The organism is Candidatus Benthicola sp. (assembly GCF_058719085.1).
The window spans coordinates 26087-46793 of record NZ_JBZQEK010000095.1 but is presented as its reverse complement, the minus strand read 5'-3'; the positions used below and the strand labels follow the sequence as shown (position 1 = coordinate 46793).

The following is a 20707-nucleotide window of genomic DNA, read 5'->3' as shown; positions in this document are numbered from 1 at the left end:
TCTCGGTCGATCCGCCGTTCGGGGCGCGCTGCATCAGGGTGGAGACGAGCGACGAGATGGGAGAGGCCCTGGTTCGGGAGCTGGAGGGCGCCGACGTGCTGATCATGGCCGCGGCGGTATCCGACTACCGGGTCGCCAGCCCGTCCGCCGTCAAGATCAAGCGCGCGGAAGTGCGCTCCCTGGAGCTGAGCCTCGAGGCAGGTCCCGACCTTCTGGCTTCGACCCGTGCGCTGCGGGAGGAGCTCGGTGTGTTCACCGTCGGCTTCGCCCTCGAAACGGAGGACGCGGTAGAGGCGGCGAGCCGGAAGCTGAAGGAGAAGGGCGTCGACCTGATGGCGGTGAACGAGGCGGGCCGCGAGGATCGCGGACCGGAGAGCGAAACGAATCAGCTGACCCTCATCGCTGCGGAGGGCGTGATCGAGGAGATCCCGTTGATGCCGAAGCCGGCCGTGGCCGAGAGGCTTCTCGATCGGCTGGAGAGGCGAATTCCGTGACGGAGAAGGGGAGGGCGATCCGCAGCTGGCTGCAGGGTCGGGAAGCGCTCGGGGAGCCGGAGTGGTTCGTTCCGCCCGGTCAGCGTCGACGCGCCATGGATGCCATTCGCGGTGCGACGCGGGATACTCTCCCGCCGGGTGCCGGGCCGGGGCTGGAGGAGCTCTCGCGCACGGCGACCCGCGATCAGATCCTCGCCCTCGAGGACATGGAGCGGCTCCGGTCCGTGGCGGACGGGTGCACCCGCTGCGACCTGCACAGGACCCGTACCCACGTCGTGTTCGCCGATGGGTCCGCCGACGCGAGGCTCTTGTGCGTCGGGGAGGCCCCGGGAGCGAACGAGGACCGGACCGGGCTGCCCTTCGTGGGTCGGGCCGGCAAGCTGCTGGATCGTCTCCTGCTGAGCGTGGGGTTCCCGCGCGAAGAAGTGTTCATCTGCAACGTTCTGAAATGCCGACCGCCCGGAAACCGCAACCCGCAGTCGGATGAAATCGAGACCTGCTCTCCGTTCCTGCTCCGGCAGGTCGAGCTGGTTCAGCCGACCGTCATCGTCGCGTTCGGGACCTTCGCCGCACAGACGTTGCTCGGAGTCAGGGACTCCCTCCGACACCTGCGCGGCCGGACCCACATGTATCGTGGACATCCGCTCGTGGTGACCTATCATCCTGCGGCGTTGCTCAGGAACCCGTCGTGGACTCGTCCGACGTGGCGCGATCTGCAGCTGGCGAGGAAGATCGTCGATGGCGATCGCCGGCCGGAAGCGCCGGAGCCGCCGGCGACATCGGCCCCGCCGCGCGACGTTGGGGATGCGAGCGGTGGGGAGCCCGAGGGAGGTCAGCTGATCCTGGGAGGCGACGATGGCTGAGCCATCGCTCATTTCGGTCGAAGGTTCGGTGTCGGGCCGGCAGGTCCCATGGTCGGAGGAGGCCGAGATCTCGGTCCTGTCGGCCATGCTCATCGATGCCGACGCGGTCGCCCGGGCCATCGAGATGGTCGGGGACGGCTCGTTCTATCGGGAGGCGAACCGGCGAATCTTCCGTGCCATGGTGAGGTTGTATTCGCGGGGCGAAGTGATCGACGTGGTGACTCTCTCCGACGAGCTGAAGTCGGCCGGAGAGCTCGAGGGCGCGGGTGGAATGGCCTACCTGGCGCGTCTCGTCGATGCGGTGCCGACGGCGGCGAACATCGAGTACCACTGCCGGATCCTGAGGGACAAGTCGGTCCTCAGGCAGCTGATCGAGTCCGCGACGGACATCGTTCGAGAGGCGTACGACGCGCCGGCCGGAGAGGTCGACGACACGCTGGACCGGGCGGAACAGAAAATCTTCCAGATCGCTCAGGCCTCGCAGCGTCAGGGCTTCGTTTGGATCAAGGAGATCCTGTGGCCGACCTTCGAGCGTATCGAGGAGCTGCAGAGCAGCCCCGGGGCGGTCACCGGCGTCGCGAGCGGCTTCGCCGACCTCGACAACCTGACGGCGGGCTTTCAGAAGGGAGACCTGATCATCGTGGCGGGCAGGCCGTCGATGGGGAAGACGGCGCTCGCCATGAACTTCGCGCAGCACGCGGCGATCGACAAGGAAGTCCCGGTGGCCGTCTTCTCTCTCGAGATGTCCAAGGAATCGCTCGTTCAGCGCCTGTTGTGTTCCGAGGGGCGGGTGGACTCGGGGCGCCTTCGCCGCGGGCGCCTTCAGGACGACGAGTATGCTCGCCTCGCGACCGCAGCCGGGCACCTGAACACGGCCCCGATCTGGATCGACGACACGCCGGCGATCACGGCGCTCGAGCTTCGGGCCAAGGCGCGCCGGCTCGCCTCGGAGGTGGACCTGGGCCTGATCATCGTCGACTACCTGCAGCTGATGACCGGTCCCCTGAACGCGGACAACCGGCAGCAGGAGATCAGCGCCATATCGAGAGCCCTGAAGGCCGTGTCCAAGGAGCTGAACGTCCCCGTGGTGGCTCTGTCTCAGCTGTCCCGTGCGCCGGAACAGCGCACCGACAAGCGTCCGGTGCTCGCGGACCTCCGGGAATCCGGAGCGATCGAGCAGGATGCCGATCTCGTGCTCTTCGTCTACCGGGAGGAAGTGTACCGTCGCCCGGACGACTTGATCGACGACTCGGGGGAATCCCTCGAGGGGCAGGCCGAGCTGATCGTCGGCAAGCAGCGAAACGGGCCGACCGGCTCCATCAATCTGTACTTCCACAAGAACTACACGCTGTTCGAATCGCGCACCCGTGATACCGACCTGCACCACTGATTTCCGGCGGCTTGAGCCGATGTTGAGAGTCGAGGGCTACGCTGGGATCGGCCGGGGCACGGACGTGAGAGGGTGTGGACGATGAGTCGAGCGAAGACGGCCTTCGTGTGCCGGGAATGCGGAGCGGAAACGGTGCGCTGGGAGGGCCGGTGCCCGACCTGTGCGGCCTGGAACTCCCTGACCGAGAGCCAGCGGGGGTCGGGCCGGGGCCATGCCGCCGGCGCGCCCCTCCCACGCGTGGAACCCCTGGGTCGCGTCGGGGGTGCGAGGGTCGAGCGGATTCGCACCGGCTTCGGCGACGTGGACCGGGTTCTCGGAGGGGGTATCGTTCCGGGAACGGTCATCCTGCTGGGTGGAGCGCCCGGAATCGGAAAGTCCACCCTGCTCCTGCAGCTCGCGGGCCGACTCGCCGCCGCCGGAGACTCCGTCCTCTACGCTTCCGGCGAGGAGTCGACCGAGCAGGTGGCGATGCGGGCAGAGCGCCTCGGCACGGGCGCCGAAGTCGACTTCCTCTCCACCCACGTAGTGGAAGAGGTGGTCGAAGCCCTGCGGAGATCCCGACCCTCGCTGCTTTGCGTGGACTCGATACAGACGATCGCGTCGGGACAGAGCGCGACCGCGCCGGGCGGCGTGGCTCAGGTTCGCGAGGCGGCAGCCATCCTGCACAGGGAGGCCAAGGAAGCCGGTGCGGCTTGTCTGCTCGTCGGACACGTGACGAAGGGGGGCGTGCTCGCGGGTCCGCGAACCCTCGAGCACCTCGTGGACGTGGTTCTCCACTTCGAAGGCCAGCGCTCGGGCGAGCACCGGATTCTCCGCGGCTCCAAGAACCGGTTCGGTAGCGTCGACGAGCTCGCGGCGTTCCGTATGAGCCGCGCCGGTCTCGTGCCCGTCGCCGATCCCTCGACCTTCTTCCTTACCCCCGGCGGTGCGGAGACGAGCGGAGCGGCCATCACCGTCCCGCTGCAAGGGAGTCGTCCGATCCTGGCCGAGGTCCAGGCTCTCGTGGCCCGGGCGAGGTTTTCATCTCCTCAGCGGGTGTGCACGGGACTGTCCTCTCGAAGGCTCTCCATCCTGCTCGCCGTCCTCGAGAAGCGGGCAGGCCAGGCGCTGGGTGAGCAGGACGTCTTCGTGAACGTCGTCGGAGGGCTTCGGATGGGGGATCCGGCCTCCGACCTGGCGGTGATCGCGGCCCTGATGTCCGCGGGCGTCGACCGTCCCTTCGGCCCCGGCACCGGGTTCTTCGGCGAGGTAGGACTCGGCGGAGAGGTTCGCGCCGTCTCCCATTCCGAGGCGAGGCTGCGCGCGGCTCTCGACGCGGGCTTGCAGCGCGTCGTGGTGCCGGCAGGCATGGAGGTGGATCCGGGAGACGGGGCCGATCGGATACGCGTCGCGCGTCACGTGACGGATGTCGCCGAGCTGCTCCGTTCGGAGGCGGCCGGATGATTCGCGTGACGGCCGTCGTCGTAGCCGCGGGCCGGGGCCGGCGCTTCGGGTCGCCGAAGCAGTTCATGCCGCTGGCCGGGCGCCCCGTGGTCCGGTGGAGTCTCGATACCTTCTGCGCCCACCCGCAGATCGCGGAAGTGGTCCTCGTGCTTCCGCCCGATCATGCGGATGCCATGGAGCATCTGGGGCCAGGCACTCCGATCCGGACATGCCGGGGCGGGGAGACGCGTCGGGCGAGCGCGGCAGCCGGCACGGCCGCAGCCGGTCGGGAGGCCGAGTGCATCCTGATCCACGACGCAGCCCGCCCGTTCGTGTCTCCCGATTTGATCACCCGGGTGATTTCGGCTGCTGCCGCGACCGGAGCCGCCGTTCCGGTGGCTTCCGTGGTCGACACGATCAAGCGGGTGCGGGACGGTCGTGTCGTCGAGACCGTCGACCGCGTCGAGCTGAAGCGGGCCCAGACCCCGCAGGGCTTCGCGGCCGATCTGATTCGGGAGCTCCACGCCGGGACGGCTTTCGACCCGGCCCCCGCATCGGACGACGCGACCCTCTGCGAGCGAGCCGGCCGCCCGGTGGCCGTCGTGGAGGGCGATCCGTGGAACCTGAAGATCACGACGCCGGATGACCTGGCTCTCGCCGAGTGGCTGATAGCATCCGGTCGAGTGCCGTTCGTCGCTCCGGGCGGAGGGACGGCGTGACGGTCTTCGAGACCTGCGAGGCACCTGCCGGAGAAGGCGAGGGCGGGACGGCCGTCAGCCTCGCGGTCGAGGTGCTGCGGGCCGGCGGGGTGCTGGCGCATCCGACGGAGACCGTCTACGGGATCGGGGGGGAGGCCACCGGGGACGTCGATGCAGATCTGGCTCGTCTCAAGGGACGAGGTGGGGCCCCGGTGCTGCGAATCGCGGGTTCGACGTCGGCGCTGACGGCGAATTTGCCAGAGGCAGAATGGAGTCCGGTCGCGGGTCGGCTGGCCGCGTTCTTCTGGCCCGGCCCCCTGACTCTCGTTCTTCCTCTCCGAAGCGGCGGAAGCGTGGCGGTGCGAGTAGAGGGCCATCCGGCGACGCGACAGGTCCTTCACGCCTGGGGTGGAATCATCGGCTCGACCAGCCTCAACCTGTCCGGAGAGGCCCCGGCCCGGACGACCGCGGAGGCGCGCCGGGTCCTGTCTGCGATGCCGCGAATCGGGCGCCGGGTGCTGCTCATGGAAGCGGGGACGCTTCCGGGACCTCCTCCCTCCACCCTCGTCGCTCTGACCGAGGAGGTACCGGTCATTTTGCGAGCCGGCGCCGTTTCCCCCGAGGCCATCGAAGCCTGTCTCGCTTCGGGGGAGACGACGTGACGTCCGTACTTTTCGTCTGTTCGGGAAACACCTGCCGCAGCCCGCTCGCGGAGGTTCTGACCCGGCAGGAAGCCGAGCGGCGCGGGCTCGACCTGAAGGTGGCTTCGGCCGGGACGTTCGCGGTCGAGGGAGCGCCTGCCTCAGCGGGCGCGGTGGCAGCGGCAAGGCGGAGGGGCGCGGACCTGGCCTTCCATCAGTCTCGGCCGCTCGCCCGGGACGCCGTGGAGGAAGCGGATCTTCTGATCGCCATGAGCCGCGCGCACCTGCGGGTACTGCTGGATCAGCCGGGCACGGAGCGGAGGGCTCACCTGCTGACCGACTTTCTGCCCACCGGACACCCGCAGCGCGGAACCGGTGTCGCGGATCCCTTTGGTGGTGATGCCTCGGAGTACGAGGATGCCGCCCGGACCATCGAGATCTGTATCTCGCACCTGCTGGACGGACTGGAGGGCTCGTGACCGGGGCGCAGCGGCGCTTCGCCCTGCTCGGAGATCCGGTCTCCCATTCCGTGTCTCCGTCGCTCTACGCGGCGGCGTTTCGTGTTCTCGGAATCCCGGCCCGATATGACGCCGTTCGAGTCCCGGCAACAGATCGAGCCGCCGTCCCTCGCGTGATGCGCGATCTGGCTTCCTCGGGAGGAGGGAACGTGACGCTGCCGCACAAGGGTGTGGCCGCCGCCGCGCTCGACTTCCGGCTGCCCGCGGTGGAAGCGACCGGAGCCTGCAACTGCTTCTGGCTCGACGACGGTCGTCTGATCGGCGACAACACGGACGTGCGCGGTTTCCTTGCCGCGAGCGCCGGGTTCGAAGGAGGACGCCTCGAGGGCGCCGAAGTTCTGCTTCTCGGAGCCGGTGGTGCCGCGCGGGCGGTCGCGGTCGCGTGTGCCGAAGCCGGGGTCGCCTCCCTGGAGATCCGCAACCGGAGCGCGAGCCGGGCGAAGCGCCTCCTCGAGGAACTCGAGCTGGGGGAGTGGGCCCGGGTACAGCCCATGTCGCGGCAGCTGGACCGATCCTTCGATCTCGTGGTGAACGCCACCCGTCTCGGTCTGAGCCGGGCGGACCCGCTCCCGGTGGACCTCGAGCAGGCCCGGTGCGGGGCCGCCCTGGACCTCGTGTACGGCCCGGAAGGGACTCCGTGGACTCGGCGGGCTAGTGAGCTCGGGATCCCGGCGGAGGACGGTCGGGCCATGCTCGTTCACCAGGCAGCGTACAGCCTCGAACGGTGGGGCATGGATCCGGGTGATCGTCCCCGCCTGATCCCGATCCTGCACGAGGCGGTTCGACGTGCGCTCGAGGACCCCGGCTCCGGCGAGAAGGAAGCGGCGGAGGGAGACCGACGGGCAGTTCCTTGAGGGTGCGCACGGCGGGTTGGCGGGCGGCCGTTGCCTCCTTCTTCGACGCGCTTCTGCCTGGCGCATGTGCGGCATGCGGCGTGGCCGTCCCTTCACCCGAAGAGCCCATCTGCCCGGTCTGTGCAGCGAGGATTCACCCGGTGCCCGGTCCATGGTGTCCGCGCTGCGGACTCACCCGGATCATCCCGGGGCCGACACCGGAGGGTTGCTCGGCATGCCACCCCTGGCCGCAGGCGCTTCCGAGAGCCGGGTCCGCCTGCCTGCATGCGGGAACGGCGGCGGACGTGGTGCGGGGGCTCAAGTACCGGGGATGGACCGCACTGGCCGGTCCGATGGCCGAACGGATGCTTCCCGCCGCGCGCAGGGTAGCCGGCCGCGGTGCCCCGGTCCTGGTGCCCGTTCCGATCACGAAAGCCAAACGGCGAGAGCGAGGCTTCAACCAGGCGGAGCTTCTCGCTCTCGGCCTCTCCCGTCTGTCGGGCTGGCCGACCGAGCCCCTCCTGATCCGGACGGGCGGTGGGCCTCCCCTGGCACGTCTCGGTCGCGCGCGGCGCGCCGAGACGGTGCGACGGGCGTTCGCCGTCCGAGCGTCGTTGCCCGGGGATCGACTCGGTGGGGCCGCGGCCCGGTCCGGGGCTCTGCTGGTCGACGACGTGATCACGACGGGGGCCACCGCCGCTGCTTGTGCGGAGGCACTGGCCAACGCCGGTGTCCGCTGCCGCGGGGTGGTCAGCTTCTCCCGCACGGATCCTCTGGACGAGATCGGCTGAGCGGTCCCCGGGGCCTTGTGTGCGGCGGCGGCCCCATGCAAGCTTCACTTCCTCGAAATCGCCACCTGTAGACGGGAGAATTCATATGTCGGTCAAGATCGCGATCAACGGCTTCGGTCGGATCGGAAGAAACATCCTCCGGGCGGCTCTCAAGCAGGGCATGGGAGAGCTCGATCTCGTCGCCATCAACGACCTCACCGACGCGGGCACGCTCGGGCACCTGTTCAAGTACGACTCCGTTCACGGCGTGTACGACGGCGAGGTCGACGTGGACGGGAATTCTCTGGTGATCGACGGAGAGCGGTTCGATGTCCTCTCCGTTCGGGACCCTGCCGGGCTCCCATGGCAGGACCTCGGGGTGGACGTCGTGTTCGAGGCGACGGGCCTGTTCCGCAAGCGGGCCGAAGCCTCGAAGCACCTCGAGGCCGGAGCGAAGAAGGTCGTGATCACGGCTCCGGCTCCCGATCCCGACGTGACCGTGGTGCTCGGAGTGAACGACGCCGATTACGATCCCGCTGAGCACCACATCATCTCGAACGCCAGCTGCACGACCAACTGCGTCGCGCCCGCGGTGAAAGTCCTGGTGGACGAGTTCGGGTTCGAGAGCGGCCTGATGACGACCGTCCACAGTTACACGAACGACCAGCGCATCCTGGATCTGCCGCACAAGGATCTCCGAAGGGCCAGGGCCGCCGCCGTGTCCATCATTCCCACGACCACGGGAGCCGCGAAGGCCACCGGCCTGGTGATCCCCGAGGTCGCCGGGAGGATCGACGGCATGGCAATGCGCGTTCCGACGCCCGACGTCTCGATCGTCGATCTCGTAGCGAACGTGAGCCGTGACACCTCCGTGGAGGAGGTCAACGACGCCTATCGCAGGGCGGCGGAAGGAGGCCTCAACGGGATTCTCGCGTACGAGGAGCGGCCGCTGGTGTCGATCGACTACGTCGGGAACCCGCACAGCTCGATCATCGACGCGCTGTCCACGTCGGTCATCGGCGGGCGGCTGGTCAAGGTGATCTCGTGGTACGACAACGAATGGGGATACTCCGTGCGTTGCGTCGATCTCGTCCGGCACCTCGGCAAGAGTCTCTGATCGGGGAGGTCCAGGTGCGCAGGAGGAGCCTCAGGGATCTCTCCCGGTCGGAGCTCGACGGGCGTCGAGTTCTGTTCCGAGTCGACTACAACGTTCCGCTGGCTGACGATGGGTCGGTGGCGGACCCGACGCGGGTGCGCGCCACCCTGCCGTCGCTGCAGTACGTGCTCGAGAAGGGAGGACGTCCGGTTCTCCTTTCTCACCTCGGTCGGCCGAAGGGCGAGGTCGTTCCATCGATGTCCCTGGCCCCGGTGGCAGCCGTCCTCGCGGCGGAGATCGGGCGGCCCGTCCGATTCGTGGCCGCGACCGATACGACGGAGGCGGTCGAGGCCAGCGAAGCGCTGGCTCCGGGAGAGATCCTCCTGCTGGAGAACACCCGGTTTCTGCCGGGCGAGACGAAGAACGATCCGGATCTCGCGGTCCGGCTGGCGCGTCTCGGAGACCTGTTCGTGAACGATGCATTCGGAAGCACTCACCGGGCGCACGCGTCCGTGGTGGGTGTGGCCGATCATCTCCGACCGGCCGTGGCGGGGCTGCTGGTGCGGAAGGAACTGGAGTGCCTGTCGGAACTGAGAAGCGCACGACGCCGGCCGTTCATCGTGATCCTGGGTGGGGCGAAGATCGGCGACAAGATAGGATTGCTCGAGGCTTTCCTCGACGAAGCGGACGCGATCCTGATTGGGGGCGCCATGGCGAACACCTTCCTGCGGGCCTCCGGGGCAGGCACGGGCAGCTCGCTCGTCGAGGAGAGCGCTCTCGACCAGGCGACGCGCTTCCTCGAGGCCGGAGGAGAGACGCTGCGTCTGCCGACGGACCTGGTCGTCGCCGATCCCGCGGCGCCGGATGCGGACGGGGCCCGCGTCGTGCGCTCCGATGCGATTCCCGAAGGCATGGCCGCTCTGGATATCGGACCGGAGACCCGGGACGAGTACGCGCAGGCGGTGCGCGGGGCGGGTACCGTGTTCTGGAACGGTCCCATGGGACTGTTCGAGAAGCCGGGCTTCGACGCCGGCACGGTCGCGGTCGCCCGGGCCACGGCCGAGTGCACGGCCGCGGGAGGCTTCACCGTGGTGGGTGGAGGCGATTCGGCAGCGGCGATCCGGCAGGCGGGTCTGGCCGACGCGGTATCGCACGTCTCCACGGGCGGTGGAGCATCCCTCGAGTACCTGGCCGAGGGGTCGCTGCCCGGGATCGAGGCGCTCGACCCGACCACGGAATGAGGGAAGGCAGACAACCGTGAAACCGTTCTTCGCCGCAAACTGGAAGATGCACCTCGGTCCGGTCGACACGAGGTCGTTCGTCGAGCGATTCGTGGCTCTCCACGTTCCCCGCCCGGACGCGCGGGTCGTTTTCTTCCCGCCGTCGCTCAGCGTCGCCGCCTTCCGGGAAGCTTCCGCCGACCGCCCGGACCTCGAGATCGGGGTGCAGGACGTGCACCAGGAGGAAGCCGGAGCCCACACGGGTGCGATCTCTGCGGCCATGGCCCGCCAGGCGGGCGCCCGCTGGGCACTCGCGGGTCACTCCGAGCGCAGGCGGGAGTTCGGGGACGATGACGCGCGGGTGCTGAGCAAACTCAGGAGGATCCTCGATCAGGACCTTCATCCGGTCCTCTGCGTGGGGGAGACGCTGGAGGAGAGAGAGGCCGGACGTCTCGAGGAAGTTCTCTCCCGGCAGCTGGGCACCGTTCTCGCGGGACTCGCTCCCGATGCCCGGGCGCAACTCGTCTACGCCTACGAGCCCGTCTGGGCCATCGGAACCGGTCGGACGGCGTCGCCCGGCGACGCGGCGGAGGCCCACGGAATCGCCCGGCGGGTGATCGAGTCCGGAGGAGGCTCGCCGGACGCGATCGTGCTGTATGGCGGAAGCGTGAAGCCCGCCAACATCGAGGAGCTCCTCGCCGCGACCGGCGTCGATGGCGTTCTCGTCGGAGGAGCGAGCCTCGATCCGGAGAGCTTCGCCGCCATCTGCGCGGCGGGCGGCTGAGGGGCAGGAAGGGCGGAGCCTGGGCCGATGAGCGCCGGACGACGGACCGTTGACGTCGCCGTTCAACCGCTCTAACTTCGCGGAGGTGCGGGCCGAGTCGTGAGGCCCGCATCTTTTTTGTCACGCATGGAAGGGGTGGAATGTATACGCTACTGATCGTGGTCGTCAGCATCATCGCGCTGCTGCTGATCCTCATCATCCTGCTTCAGTCGGGGAAGGGTGGTGGACTGGCCGCGGAATTCGGCGGGGCATCGTCCTCGACGGATTCATTCATGGGAGGCAGGCAGGCAGCCAACTTCCTGACGAGGGCGACCTGGATCGGCGGTGGAGCCTACCTCGCGATCGCCATGCTCCTGGCGGTCCTGGCGGCGCGCAGCTCGGCGCCGCCCGAGTCGATCCTGAGAGAGGAATTCGGGCAGCCGGCGGCTCCTCCCGCATCCATCCTCGACACGGAGGAAGGCAATCCGTCCGCGGCGCCGCCGGTTCCCATGGAAGCGCCGCAAGGCGAGGCGCAGCCGGGCGCAGCCGGTGGAGGCGACGAGCCCGAGGGAGGCTGACCGGGGTCAGGTCCCCGTCGTGACGGCGGGGTCCGGCTTAAAGTCCGATTCCGGTGGCAGGTCGAGGTAGTCGAGGAAACGGCCGCGGTCCACCTGATCCGCCAGCCATGCCTCGAAGCCCGACTCGGTCAACGTGCGGCTCGCCGACCGGCTCCTCGCGGTTCGGACGGCGAGGTCGTTCGCATACTCGTTCTTCGGGTGATCGGCGTGGCCCCGCACCCAGCGCCACTCGACCCGATGCCGCGACGCGGCTTCGACCAGGCGGCGCCAGAGGTCGAGGTTCTCGATCGCTCCCCCCTTACGCCGCCAGCCCTTTCTCGCCCACCCGTGAACCCACTCCTTCATGCCTCGTACGAGATACTGGCTGTCGGAGGTGAACACGACGTCGCACGGCCGGCGGAGCACCGAGAGGCCGACGATCCCCGAGGTCAGCGCCATCCGGTTGTTGGTGGTGTCCGGGTCGAAATGGGCGAAGTCTCTTCGATACCAGCCCTTCCGGGAGTCAAAGCGCTCCAGGAGACCGGCGGCGGCGCCGGGCCGGGCGCGATCTTGCCTCTGGTTGCCCAGACAGGATTCGTCGGCGTAGATATAGATGAGTTCGGGTGACGCGGTGGATTCGCGATCTCTGGTCATGAACAGGAAATGGATGGCGGAGTGGTGCTGACGCAAGATCCCGACGGTTACCTCCTGCTCGAAGACGGAAGACGCTGGAGCGGTCGCCTCGCGGGGGCCCGGGAGACGGTCGCCGGCGAACTGGTGTTCACCACCAATCTGTCGGGCTACCAGGAAGTCCTCACCGACCCGTCCTTCGCCGGCCAGGTCGTGGTGATGACCGCGCCGATGATCGGGAATTACGGCGTGACGCCGGCCGACGAGCAGGCGCCGAGACCGTGGGTATCGGGATTCGTGGTTCGTGAACTGTCGCGAAGGTCAAGCGGGTGGCGAGCGACGGAAGACCTGAGCGCGTACTTCGCGAAGCACGGAATCACCGTGCTCACGGGAGCCGATACCCGGGCGATCACGAGGCATGTGCGTGAGCGCGGTGCCATGCGATGCCTGATCGCGCCAGCATCCCTGTCCACCGGGGAAGCGGAGGCCCTGCTGAACGCGCATCCGCGGATGCAGGGCTGCGACCTCGCCAGCGAGGTATCGACCACGGAGCCCTACACGGTGGCCGCCGAAGGTCGAGAGAAGGGAGTGGTGATCTGCCTGGACTACGGGGTGAAGCGTCGCAGTCTCGACCTCATTGCCGCCGAGGGCTACCGGGTCGAAGTCCTACCGGCCTCCAGCCGCGTCGATGAGCTGCTGGAGCGGGGGCCGATCGGCGTGTTCGTGTCGAACGGGCCGGGGGATCCGGCCGCCGTTCCCGGAGCGGCCGAGATGATTCTGGCTCTCAGCGATGCCGGGTTGCCCGTGTTCGGCATCTGTCTCGGCTGTCAGCTGATTGCGCGCGCCTTCGGCGGCCAGACCTTCAAGCTTCCCTACGGCCACCGGGGCGGAAACCACCCGGTTCGGAATCTGGATACCGGATCGGTCGAGATCACCTCGCAGAATCACGGGTTTGCGGTCGCGGAGACGGACGGGTTCGCCGCCGGCGCGCCGGACCTCAGGGTCACGCACCGGAACCTCAACGACGGCACGGTGGAAGGCCTTTCCCATACGTCCCGGCCGGTGTTCGCAGTGCAATACCACCCCGAGGGAGCCCCGGGCCCGCACGACAGTCGGTACCTGTTTCGACAGTTCGTCGATTCGATGGGTGCAACTGCCGCTGCTGCAACCGGTTGACAGTGTTTCCTCCTCCACGATAGTTTACACGCGTTCGGGAGGTGTCGCCGCCGGCTTCTCACCCGGACGGCGACGACCTTCCACGCCCGGAGGCTCATCTCCGCACGCGGGAGCCCGGCAACGTGCAGCGTCGCACGACGGTTCTCAGCATTGTGCTCATCTTCGCGTTCTTCGCGATCGGGGCCGCGATCGTTCTGGGGCTCATGTTCGGTGGCCGCGTACCCCTCGTGTCTCCCGACCGGGTCGCCGTGATCCCGGTCCACGGAGTGATCGATTCCGACACCGAGTTCATGAGGAGTCTCGAGCGGTTCCGCGAGGACGAATCGGTACGAGCGGTCGTCGTGGAGATACGATCTCCGGGAGGTGCGGCCGGTACCTCGCAGAGCATGTACTCCGAGCTCGCCCGCTTCCGCGACGAGGACCCGAGGCCGGTGGTTGCCTGGATCGGTGACGTGGGGGCGTCCGGCGGATATTACCTCGCGCTGGCCGCGGACAGCATCCTCGCCCTTCCGAGCTCGATCACCGGTTCGATCGGGGTCATCATGGAATTTCCCGACGCGGGGGAGTTGCTCCGAAAGGCCGGGGTGGGAGTGGAAGTCGTCAAGAGCGGTGCCCTGAAGGACCTCGGGTCCCCCGTCCGAGGGCTCTCGGAGGAGGAGCGAGACGTGCTGCAGACGCTGGTCGACGATGTGTACCAGCAGTTCGTTGCCGCCGTGGAGGACAACCGCGGTCTTTCCCGCGAACGAGTCCTCGAGCTGGCGGACGGCCGCGTCCTGTCCGGGGCCCGGGCGGTGGAAGACGGCCTCGTCGACCGGACGGGCACGTTCAGCGAGGCCGTGAACGTGGCGGGTCGAATGGCGGGGCTGGGCGAGGATCCGAAGATCGTGCGTCCGGTGGAGACCGGAACGCGTTTCTGGGACCTCGTGCGGGGAGTCGAGGAATCTCTGTGGAGCGGGTTCGCGCGGGATCTGGCCGACGGGTCCCTGTTCGGACCGCGCTTGCGGTTTCAATGGCGTTGAATGTTGCAGTCTGGCCGGATTCACAATCCACCGGCGAAGGAGATCCACATGACGAAGGCTGATCTGGTTGAACAGGTACACGAGGCCATCGGTCCTGGCGTGACGAAGAAGGATTGCGCGGCCGTCGTCGACGCCTTCCTGAACGCGGTCAAGAAGGCGATCGCCGATGGGGAGCACATCGAAATTCGCGGCTTCGGGACCTTCAAGGTGCGCCACCGCAAGCCGAGAGTCGCCAGGAACCCGAGAACGGGGGACTCGGTGATGGTCCCGGCCCGGGCCGTGCCGATCTTCAAGCCGTCCCGATTGTTCAAGAAGGAGGTCGAAGAGTCGTTCTAGCGCTGCGCGGGCTCGCGGCCGCCCCGCTCACCGGGACGGCCGCCCGCTCTTCAGGAAAAGAAGGCCCGAACCCGTGCGAGTCCTTCCGCGAGCTCTTCATCGGCCACGGCGTAGTTCATCCTCAGAAACCCCGGAGTTCCGAACGGTTCCCCCGGGATCGTGGCCACACCTGCATCGACGAGTAGCCTCTCCGCGACCGCCATCGAGTCGCGCGTTTCGGCAAGACGGGCATACAGGTATATGGCGCCGGACGGCGGCCTGAGCTGCAGCGACGGGATATCGGACAGCGCCTCGAGCGCCGCGTCTCGCCGCCGCCGCAGGGCCTCGCGGAAGCTCCGCACCACCTCCTCACGTTCCGAGGATGTGAGCAGGGCCGCGGCCGCATGCTGGGATGGGGCGGCCGCCCCCGAGGTCGTCTGACTCTGCAGCGCGGACAACTTGCCGATCAGCGGGTCGGGGCCGGCGGCGTATCCGATTCTCCAGCCGGGCATCGAGAAGGTCTTGGAGATTCCATCCAGGTGCACGACGAGCTCGGGATCGTGTGGTACGTCGTAGATCGAGGTCGCCGAGTCCCCCGTATAGCATAGCCGACGGTAGATCTCGTCCGAAATGATCCAGATGCCGTGCTTCGCGGCCCACGAGGCGATGGCCTCGAGTGCGGAACGCTCGTACACGTCCCCGCTCGGGTTCGACGGCGAGTTCAGGAACAGCGCCCTCGTTGCCGGCGTCCTGTGTCGCTCCAGCTCCTCGACATGGAGCTGGAAACCGTCTTCCCACCGCGTGGGCACGATCCGGGGGGCCGCTCCCGCGAGCTCGACGATGGTCAGATAGGTCGGCCAGTACGGCGCCGGCACCAGAACCTCGTCCCCCTGCTGAAAGAGGCAGAAAGACAGGTTGAAGAGGGCCTGTTTGACACCGGCGGAGACGATGACCTGGTCACGCTCCAGGGCCGACCGTTCCGTGGTCTCGTTGATGTAGTCGGCGATCGCGGAACGGAGTGCCGGAATGCCGGGCGTCGGAGGATAGCCGGAGCTCCCGGACCGGATGAACTCCACGGCCCCTTCGATGCCGGCGTCGGGCGTAGGGAACGAGGGCTCTCCCGCCGAGAGGTCGATGACGGACTCTCCGGCGGCACGAAGCTGCTTCGCCCGCGCGCTGATCGCGAGAGTGGCCGAGGGAACGAGAGAGGCGATATTGCTGGAGAACCGCATGGGGCGCTTTCCGATCGGGTGATTGTTGGAGATCCGGCCGCGCGATAATTTCGGCGCGGAGCGCCGCGGAGGGGCGAAGTGAGCGTCACCCCGCGGGAGCGGATGTTATGAGAAGCGTCGAGACGGCGTCAAGGTCCGTGAGAGCCAGGAAAGACCATGATCACAGAAACCACGTCACGCCTCGCGCCGGAGCAGGTGCTCGAGGAGGCCAGGAACTTCTTCGCGGATGGCGATTCGGTGTCCTCCGCCAACATCGTGGACGAGAGCGATCGCCACATCACCATGGCCACCTTCAGAAGTCGCCTCGCGATTTCCGCCTGGGAAGATGAGGAGCTGGGGCGGACGCGTGTTCGGGTGAGCACGCTGCGAAGGAACGACGCGGTCGGGAAGTTCCTGACCCGGGTTCGGTCGGCGGAGCCGCACGGGTGACGGACCCGTTCCGGCTCTCGGTTCTTCTTTTCGGAAGACATCGCGAGATCGTCGGGCGCGCCGAGCTCGAGGTCGATCTCCCGGCCGGCGCCACGGTGGGCGATCTGCGCGCCGCACTCTCTCGGGACCCCGTGCTCGGCGCCAGCGTCGGGGTCGCGGCGGTGGCGGTGAATCAGCGGTATCAGCCCGATGGGGTTCCCCTGCGTGCAGGGGACGAAGTGGCCCTGATCCCTCCCGTGGCGGGCGGATGAGCGGGAGGGGTTCGGGAGACGCGGTTCCGGCCGGCGTCGTCGTCGCGGAGGTGACGGAGGAACCGCTGGAAGCGGCAGAGCTCCTCAAACGGCTCGGCGGGCCCGGCGACGGGGCCGTCGTGGCCTTCGAGGGCCGCGTACGGGACCACAATGAGGGCCGCTCGGTCGCCCGCCTTCACTACGACACGTACCGTGCGATGGCGAACGGGATTCTTCACGAGATCGCGGCCGAGTCCATGCGTGACACGGAAGTCTCGGCGATCGCGATCCGTCACCGTGTCGGCAGCCTCGCTCCTTCGGTGGTCAGTCTGGTCGTGGTGGCCGCGGCACCGCACCGGAAAGACGCTTTCGAGGCCTGTTCCCGGGTCATTCAGCAGCTGAAGCACAGGCTCCCGCTCTGGAAGCGTGAAGAATACGCGGACGGAACGAGTCGCTGGCTGGAGGGTCAGACTCCACCCGCGGGGCCGGGGCCGAACGCGAGCCGCCGGTCCGAGCCGTGAACCATGGACCCCGGGCAGAACGAGGTGTGATGGAGGACCAGTTCGGCCGCCGGATCGACTATCTCCGCATCTCCGTCACGGACAAGTGCAACCTTCGCTGCACGTACTGCATGCCCGTGCACGGACTGGAGTGGACGGACCGTGAAGAGTTTCTGACGTACGAGGAGATCGCCTCGGTCGTGCGACAGATGGCGGGGGTCGGGCTCCGCCGGGTTCGAATCACGGGGGGCGAACCTCTGGTCCGCAGGGACCTTCCGGACCTCGTGAGGCGGCTGTCGACGATTCCCGGAATCGAGGATGTCGCCCTTTCGACGAATGCCGTACTGCTGCCCCAGTTCGGTCGAGAACTCAGGGATGCGGGGGTACGGCGCCTGAACATCAGCCTCGATACCCTGAGGCGTGAGCGTTTCCGAGAGCTCGCGAGACGCTCGGAGCGATTCTTCGACGCGACCCTCGAGGGGATCGACGCTGCCGAGAGACTCGGGTTCTCTCCTCTAAAGATCAACACGGTGCTGCTCCGGGGACTGAACGACGACGAGGTCGAGGACTTCGCGGAGATCACGCGCGACCGACCATGGCACGTCCGGTTCATCGAGCTCATGCCGACCGGAGACAACCTTCACCTCTCCGACCGCTTCATCTCGGCCGACCGGGTGCTGGCGAGGCTGCGAAATCTGGGTGATCTGAGGCCGGTGGAAGGCCCCCGGGGCAATGGTCCGGCGACCTACTTCCAGTTCGACGGGGCTCGAGGGAGCGTTGGCGTGATTACGCCTCTCTCGCACAACTACTGCGACCGATGCAATCGAATGCGCCTCACGGCGGAGGGTCAGCTCCGCACCTGCCTGTTCGGCTCCCACGAGGTAGACCTGAAGGCCCCCCTGCGCGAGCACGGGGACGTGCTTCCAACCGTCCGCGAGGCGCTGAACGGAAAGCCGGAACGACACTTCCTCCAGCTTGGAACCGCCCGCGGAAGCGGGGGGCTCCGGGCCCTCAGCCAGGTCGGAGGTTAGCCGGTCATCCCGCGGTTGCGGATCGCCGTGCACAGGGTAGGTTGAGACGTTGAAGGGTGCGATCCTCCCCCCCTGAGGCGCGGCCTTCGAAAGCACATATCCAGTCCAAGTCTTCCACTCAAGGACGGTCACCGTGGAGAAGATAACCGTAGTCGGGGCGGGGCACGTCGGTGCCACCGCGGCGCAGAGGATCGCCGAGCGCGAACTGGCGCGTGAGGTCGTGCTGGTGGATATCCTTGAAGGCGTTCCCCAGGGTAAGGCGCTCGACCAGTGGGAGTCGGCCCCGGTGGAGGGGTTCGACACCATGGTCATCGGCAGCCAGACGTACGACGCGACGGCCGGGTCCGGCATCTACGTGGTCACGGCGGGCCTCGCCCGGAAGCCCGGTATGAGTCGCGATGACCTGGTGCAGAAGAACACCGAGATCATCCGGAGCGTGTCGGAGCAAATCGCGAAGTACAGTCCCGACGCGATCATCGTGATGGTCACGAACCCCCTGGATGTGATGGCGTACGTGGCGAAGGAAGTGACCGGCTTCCCCCGCCAGCGCGTGATCGGAATGGCCGGAATCCTCGACACGGCCAGGTTCCGGAGCTTCATCGCCATGGAGCTCGACGTGAGCGTCGAGGACATCCAGGCGCTCGTCCTCGGCGGTCACGGGGACAGCATGGTCCCCATCGTCAGCACGGTGAGCGTGGGCGGGATCCCACTCACGCAGCTGCTTTCCGCCGACCGGATCGAGGCGCTGGTGGAGCGCACCCGGAAGGGCGGGGGAGAGATCGTGAAACTGCTCGGAACGGGCTCGGCGTATTACGCGCCCTCGGCCGGCGCGGTCCAGATGGTCGAGGCGATCGCCCGGGACAAGAAGCGAGTCCTTCCGTGTGCCGCCTGGCTGGAGGGCGAATACGACCTCGAGGGTCTGTTCCTCGGCGTCCCCTGCAAGCTGGGCGCTTCGGGTCTCGAAGAGGTGATCGAGGTCGAGCTCTCGGCCTCCGAGCGGGAAGCTCTGGGCGTATCCGCGAACGCCGTGCGCAGCACGATGGAGCTGGTGCAGCTCTGATTCCGGGAGCCGGACTTCGCCGCGGACGATCGCCGTCCGCCGGAGGCATCGGTGGGGGATGGGGTCGCGCCCGGGGCGGGCGCGACCCCGACTCTTCGACATGACGTACCTCGAGTTTCTCGCCCGGTGGTACAACCTGGTCTTTCTCGGGCTGGGCGTCGCCGGGCTCGCCGTTCTCGCATGGTCGCGCTTCGGCGGAGCGGACCGCTTTCGGGAGGTCCTGGCTCTCCTCGTCGTCGCGATCGCCGGCCTCACCTGGAACGGAGCGATTCACGACCTCGGTCTCGGATCCCCGGCACCCCGCTTTCCTCTGGTGCTCGGTGGATCGGCGCTGATCGGTTGGCTCGTCGCCGGCGCCGTGTCCCGTTTCCGAAACCGCCACCTCCGTCCCATCTCGGGGGTACGGTTCAACCGGGCCGGCCACGAGGGGGAGGAGGCCCGGCTCGTGAGCCGCCTGACCGGGTCGTCCCCCGGCTCGGGCCGGGCCCAGTGGCAGGACGAGGAAGGCACTCTCCACATCGTTCACGTCCACACCGGGGGAGAGGAGCTCGGCTTCGGGCGTAGGGTGATCCTCGGCGAGTTCGATGCGGTGTCCGAATCCTATCGGGTGCGGCCGGTTCCGAAACGCAGGAGGAGGGATCGACGCAGGAGGCGAGCCTCGGACGGGTGACCGATCTCGCTCCGCCGTCGTCTATCGGGTGAGCCAGGTAGTCGCGTATGGCCGCAGGCAGCGGCCGCTCACCAGGAGAACCCGACATGATTCCACGACGACGCCTCTTCCCGATCGCCATTCTGTTCGCGGCCACCGTGGTCGCGTGCGATGACAGTCCGACCGATCCGGCCCTTTCCCCATCCGACGATCTCGCCGTTACGGCCGATCTGGAGCTTCAGGTCGTGGGTGACCTGGAGATCTCCGAGGCCCTGATGGACGACGTCTCCCTCGAGATGGGACAGTCCCCCGGCGGTCCTCCGTTCGACGAGGGTCGGGAGTGCTTCCGGGAAGCCCGCCGTCTCCTCGTGCGTGGAGATGCGAATGCCTCCCGATTCCGGGCCCGCGAATGCCGCCTGGCCCTCGTTCAGGCCATGTTGCAGCGCCACGGAGAGGAGGCCGTCGACGAACGGCTCGGAAGGGTCGAACGGTTGCACGAGAGGTTGGGCGAAGCCGCCGATGAGTTCGCCCGGCTCGGAGACCTCCAGGCCCGGATCCGGGGGCTGTTGGAGGAGGCGTACGCGCTGCGGGCCGAAGGGGACCTCGCGGGCGCGGGGGAGCGCCTGATGCTGGCTCTCCAGATGGCGGACCGGATGCGCCACCGGCATCCCGATTTCGATGTGAACCCTCCCGCCGCCGCTCGGCTGTCCCTGGCTCGCGCCGGCGAGGCGATTCGACTGGCCGACCGCCTGATCGAGGACCCGACTACGGTCCAGGCGCGTTTCCTGTTTCGGGCCGGAGAGCTTCGCAGGCGTGCGGCCTTCTCCTTCGACCAGGGGTGGTATCGTCGGGCCGTGGCGCAGGCGCACCGTTCACAGCAGCTCTCCCTCCTGGCCGTACTCGACGGTGAGCGTCCCACCGTGGAGGAGGCGGGCAGACTGCTCACCCTGACCGACGAGGTCATCGCTCAGGCGCGAGCCACGGTCGGTGACGATCCGGGAGAAGTGCAGACGCGGTTGCTGGCGCTGGCGATCCGGCTGCGGGAACGGGGCGCAGAGGCGATCAACCAATGGCAGTGGCGGGGCGTCGGTCTGCTGTGGCGTGCCACGATCACGGCAGCCGTGCTCTTGCCGGACGCGGACCCATCGCTCTGAGAAGCCCTCGAACTCCG

At 68.0% G+C, this 20707-nt stretch carries 25 protein-coding genes; 23 read left to right on the top strand and 2 right to left on the bottom strand.

Annotated elements, in window-relative coordinates; translation table 11 throughout:
• The 13 genes from AC36XV_RS07490 to secG all read left to right on the top strand — a co-directional run.
• Positions 1-494 (top strand): phosphopantothenoylcysteine decarboxylase domain-containing protein (locus AC36XV_RS07490; protein WP_492203055.1); only part of this gene is annotated, 494 nt, incomplete at its 5' end.
• Positions 491-1357 carry a uracil-DNA glycosylase gene (locus AC36XV_RS07485; RefSeq protein WP_492203054.1) on the top strand — a complete coding sequence of 289 codons (867 nt, stop codon included), beginning with the start codon at positions 491-493 and terminating at the stop codon, positions 1355-1357. The genes AC36XV_RS07490 and AC36XV_RS07485, both read left to right, overlap by 4 nt.
• Positions 1350-2747: a replicative DNA helicase gene (dnaB, locus tag AC36XV_RS07480; RefSeq protein ID WP_492203053.1), complete on the top strand. Its 1398-nt coding sequence runs from the start codon at positions 1350-1352 to the stop codon at positions 2745-2747. The genes AC36XV_RS07485 and dnaB overlap by 8 nt, the downstream gene beginning before the upstream one ends.
• A gap of 81 nt (positions 2748-2828) precedes the next feature.
• On the top strand, positions 2829-4190 hold the full coding sequence (gene radA, locus AC36XV_RS07475) for a DNA repair protein RadA (protein WP_492203052.1): 1362 nt from the start codon (positions 2829-2831) through the stop codon (positions 4188-4190).
• Positions 4187-4888 carry a 2-C-methyl-D-erythritol 4-phosphate cytidylyltransferase gene (gene ispD, locus AC36XV_RS07470; RefSeq protein ID WP_492203051.1) on the top strand — a complete coding sequence of 234 codons (702 nt, stop codon included), beginning with the start codon at positions 4187-4189 and terminating at the stop codon, positions 4886-4888. The genes radA and ispD overlap by 4 nt, the downstream gene beginning before the upstream one ends.
• Positions 4885-5529 carry an L-threonylcarbamoyladenylate synthase gene (locus tag AC36XV_RS07465; protein WP_492203050.1) on the top strand — a complete coding sequence of 215 codons (645 nt, stop codon included), beginning with the start codon at positions 4885-4887 and terminating at the stop codon, positions 5527-5529. The genes ispD and AC36XV_RS07465 overlap by 4 nt, the downstream gene beginning before the upstream one ends.
• Positions 5526-5987 (top strand): arsenate reductase/protein-tyrosine-phosphatase family protein, encoded by a 462-nt coding sequence (locus AC36XV_RS07460; protein WP_492203049.1) that lies wholly within the window; start codon positions 5526-5528, stop codon positions 5985-5987. Before AC36XV_RS07465 ends, AC36XV_RS07460 begins: the two co-directional genes overlap by 4 nt.
• Complete coding sequence (locus AC36XV_RS07455; RefSeq protein ID WP_492203048.1) at positions 5984-6880, top strand: shikimate dehydrogenase family protein; 897 nt, start codon at positions 5984-5986, stop codon at positions 6878-6880. The genes AC36XV_RS07460 and AC36XV_RS07455 overlap by 4 nt, the downstream gene beginning before the upstream one ends.
• A 2-nt stretch (positions 6881-6882) precedes the next feature.
• On the top strand, positions 6883-7650 hold the full coding sequence (locus AC36XV_RS07450) for a double zinc ribbon domain-containing protein (RefSeq protein ID WP_492203057.1): 768 nt from the start codon (positions 6883-6885) through the stop codon (positions 7648-7650).
• 85 nt (positions 7651-7735) lie between these two features.
• Positions 7736-8746, top strand: a complete 1011-nt coding sequence (gap, locus tag AC36XV_RS07445) for a type I glyceraldehyde-3-phosphate dehydrogenase (protein WP_492203047.1) — start codon at positions 7736-7738, stop codon at positions 8744-8746.
• A gap of 14 nt (positions 8747-8760) precedes the next feature.
• Entirely contained in the window at positions 8761-9966 is a 1206-nt protein-coding gene (locus AC36XV_RS07440; RefSeq protein WP_492203046.1) for a phosphoglycerate kinase, read from the top strand.
• Between the two features lie 16 nt (positions 9967-9982).
• Complete coding sequence (tpiA, locus tag AC36XV_RS07435; protein WP_492203045.1) at positions 9983-10729, top strand: triose-phosphate isomerase; 747 nt, start codon at positions 9983-9985, stop codon at positions 10727-10729.
• A 140-nt stretch (positions 10730-10869) separates the two neighbouring features.
• Positions 10870-11286, top strand: coding sequence for a preprotein translocase subunit SecG (gene secG, locus AC36XV_RS07430; protein ID WP_492203044.1), 417 nt, complete (start codon positions 10870-10872; stop codon positions 11284-11286).
• Positions 11287-11292: 6 nt separating this feature from the next.
• Here secG and AC36XV_RS07425 read toward each other — a convergent pair whose 3' ends face one another.
• Positions 11293-11955, bottom strand: coding sequence for a ribonuclease H family protein (locus AC36XV_RS07425; RefSeq protein ID WP_492203043.1), 663 nt, complete (start codon positions 11953-11955; stop codon positions 11293-11295).
• Between AC36XV_RS07425 and carA the strand changes: the two genes are divergently transcribed.
• The 3 genes from carA to AC36XV_RS07410 all read left to right on the top strand — a co-directional run bounded on the left by carA (position 11941) and on the right by AC36XV_RS07410 (position 14426).
• Positions 11941-13071 (top strand): glutamine-hydrolyzing carbamoyl-phosphate synthase small subunit, encoded by a 1131-nt coding sequence (carA, locus tag AC36XV_RS07420; RefSeq protein WP_492203042.1) that lies wholly within the window; start codon positions 11941-11943, stop codon positions 13069-13071. The genes AC36XV_RS07425 and carA overlap by 15 nt on opposite strands.
• A 122-nt stretch (positions 13072-13193) precedes the next feature.
• Positions 13194-14090 carry a signal peptide peptidase SppA gene (gene sppA / locus AC36XV_RS07415; protein ID WP_492203041.1) on the top strand — a complete coding sequence of 299 codons (897 nt, stop codon included), beginning with the start codon at positions 13194-13196 and terminating at the stop codon, positions 14088-14090.
• A 48-nt stretch (positions 14091-14138) separates the two neighbouring features.
• Positions 14139-14426 (top strand): HU family DNA-binding protein, encoded by a 288-nt coding sequence (locus tag AC36XV_RS07410; RefSeq protein WP_492203040.1) that lies wholly within the window; start codon positions 14139-14141, stop codon positions 14424-14426.
• A gap of 50 nt (positions 14427-14476) precedes the next feature.
• Here the strand turns inward: AC36XV_RS07410 and AC36XV_RS07405 are convergent, their stop codons facing one another.
• Complete coding sequence (locus AC36XV_RS07405) at positions 14477-15637, bottom strand: pyridoxal phosphate-dependent aminotransferase (RefSeq protein ID WP_492203039.1); 1161 nt, start codon at positions 15635-15637, stop codon at positions 14477-14479.
• A 156-nt stretch (positions 15638-15793) separates the two neighbouring features.
• Here AC36XV_RS07405 and AC36XV_RS07400 point away from each other — a divergent pair, with 156 nt between their 5' ends.
• The 7 genes from AC36XV_RS07400 to AC36XV_RS07370 all read left to right on the top strand — a co-directional run bounded on the left by AC36XV_RS07400 (position 15794) and on the right by AC36XV_RS07370 (position 20690).
• A complete protein-coding gene (locus AC36XV_RS07400) occupies positions 15794-16066 on the top strand; it encodes a hypothetical protein (protein ID WP_492203038.1) in 273 nt (90 codons plus the stop codon).
• Positions 16063-16317, top strand: a complete 255-nt coding sequence (gene moaD, locus AC36XV_RS07395) for a molybdopterin converting factor subunit 1 (RefSeq protein WP_492203037.1) — start codon at positions 16063-16065, stop codon at positions 16315-16317. Before AC36XV_RS07400 ends, moaD begins: the two co-directional genes overlap by 4 nt.
• Positions 16314-16817 carry a molybdenum cofactor biosynthesis protein MoaE gene (locus tag AC36XV_RS07390; protein WP_492203036.1) on the top strand — a complete coding sequence of 168 codons (504 nt, stop codon included), beginning with the start codon at positions 16314-16316 and terminating at the stop codon, positions 16815-16817. Before moaD ends, AC36XV_RS07390 begins: the two co-directional genes overlap by 4 nt.
• 29 nt (positions 16818-16846) lie before the next feature.
• The gene (moaA, locus tag AC36XV_RS07385) at positions 16847-17827 is read left to right on the top strand and encodes a GTP 3',8-cyclase MoaA (protein WP_492203035.1); all 981 of its coding nucleotides are present in this window, start codon (positions 16847-16849) and stop codon (positions 17825-17827) included.
• A 133-nt stretch (positions 17828-17960) separates the two neighbouring features.
• Complete coding sequence (gene mdh / locus AC36XV_RS07380) at positions 17961-18887, top strand: malate dehydrogenase (protein ID WP_492203034.1); 927 nt, start codon at positions 17961-17963, stop codon at positions 18885-18887.
• A 100-nt stretch (positions 18888-18987) separates the two neighbouring features.
• Positions 18988-19557, top strand: a complete 570-nt coding sequence (locus tag AC36XV_RS07375; RefSeq protein ID WP_492203033.1) for a hypothetical protein — start codon at positions 18988-18990, stop codon at positions 19555-19557.
• An 86-nt stretch (positions 19558-19643) separates the two neighbouring features.
• Complete coding sequence (locus AC36XV_RS07370) at positions 19644-20690, top strand: hypothetical protein (RefSeq protein ID WP_492203032.1); 1047 nt, start codon at positions 19644-19646, stop codon at positions 20688-20690.
• Positions 20691-20707 lie beyond the last annotated feature (17 nt).

What these genes read in the sequence shown, in the direction of transcription:
- AC36XV_RS07370 (WP_492203032.1), top strand. Translation starts at nt 19,644, where the DNA reads ATGATTCCACGACGACGCCTCTTCCCGATCGCCATTCTGTTCGCGGCC.
- radA (WP_492203052.1), top strand. Translation starts at nt 2,829, where the DNA reads ATGAGTCGAGCGAAGACGGCCTTCGTGTGCCGGGAATGCGGAGCGGAA.
- gap (WP_492203047.1), top strand. Translation starts at nt 7,736, where the DNA reads ATGTCGGTCAAGATCGCGATCAACGGCTTCGGTCGGATCGGAAGAAAC.
- AC36XV_RS07405 (WP_492203039.1), bottom strand. Translation starts at nt 15,637, where the DNA reads ATGCGGTTCTCCAGCAATATCGCCTCTCTCGTTCCCTCGGCCACTCTC.
- ispD (WP_492203051.1), top strand. Translation starts at nt 4,187, where the DNA reads ATGATTCGCGTGACGGCCGTCGTCGTAGCCGCGGGCCGGGGCCGGCGC.
- AC36XV_RS07390 (WP_492203036.1), top strand. Translation starts at nt 16,314, where the DNA reads ATGAGCGGGAGGGGTTCGGGAGACGCGGTTCCGGCCGGCGTCGTCGTC.
- dnaB (WP_492203053.1), top strand. Translation starts at nt 1,350, where the DNA reads ATGGCTGAGCCATCGCTCATTTCGGTCGAAGGTTCGGTGTCGGGCCGG.
- AC36XV_RS07375 (WP_492203033.1), top strand. Translation starts at nt 18,988, where the DNA reads ATGACGTACCTCGAGTTTCTCGCCCGGTGGTACAACCTGGTCTTTCTC.
- secG (WP_492203044.1), top strand. Translation starts at nt 10,870, where the DNA reads ATGTATACGCTACTGATCGTGGTCGTCAGCATCATCGCGCTGCTGCTG.
- moaA (WP_492203035.1), top strand. Translation starts at nt 16,847, where the DNA reads ATGGAGGACCAGTTCGGCCGCCGGATCGACTATCTCCGCATCTCCGTC.
- AC36XV_RS07400 (WP_492203038.1), top strand. Translation starts at nt 15,794, where the DNA reads ATGATCACAGAAACCACGTCACGCCTCGCGCCGGAGCAGGTGCTCGAG.
- AC36XV_RS07410 (WP_492203040.1), top strand. Translation starts at nt 14,139, where the DNA reads ATGACGAAGGCTGATCTGGTTGAACAGGTACACGAGGCCATCGGTCCT.